This is a genomic window from Mycobacterium gordonae, from assembly GCF_001417955.2.
Lineage (GTDB): Bacteria > Actinomycetota > Actinomycetes > Mycobacteriales > Mycobacteriaceae > Mycobacterium > Mycobacterium gordonae_B.
The window spans coordinates 1-559 of sequence record NZ_LKTM01000266.1; the positions used below are offsets into that span (position 1 = coordinate 1).

The window sequence follows — 559 nt, forward strand, 5'->3', positions numbered from 1 at the left end:
CTCCGGGATTGCCCCCGATGCCGCCCGCGCCGCCCACCCCGTTGTTCACCGACCAGCTCCCCGCGGCGCCCGTACCGCCGTCACCGGGCGTCCCGCCGTTCCCGCCGTTCCCGCCTGTTCCGCCGACGCCTTGAGCGCCGCCGGACCCGAACAAGCCGCTGGTACCGCCGGCCCCTCCGCTACCACCTGCGCCGCCGATCCCGCCGTTGCCGCCGTTTCCTCCACTCGCGCCTGCGTAGAGCGGATTCGTCGACGCGGCACCCTCGAGACCGGCGCCGCCCGCTCCGCCGGTGCCGCCGGCTCCGCCGATTCCACCCGCCCCGCCGTCGCCGGCCAGGAGACCGCCGGCGCCACCACTGCCGCCGCTACCGCCGCCACCGCCATTGAAGCCGTTACCGCTCGGGGTACCGCCCGCACCGACGGCACCGGCACCACCCGCTCCGCCGGTGCCTCCGGTGCCGATCAACCCGGCGTGCCCCCCATTGCCGCCGATCCCGCCGGTGGTGCCGGAGGCAGACGCCATACCGCCGGCCCCTCCGGCTCCGCCCGAGCCGTACAG

The 559-nt window shown here is 77.1% G+C and carries 1 pseudogene; it reads right to left on the reverse strand.

The window, feature by feature from the left end:
- Positions 1-559 (reverse strand): annotated as a pseudogene (locus tag AO501_RS39485) (PE family protein); the annotation flags it as partial.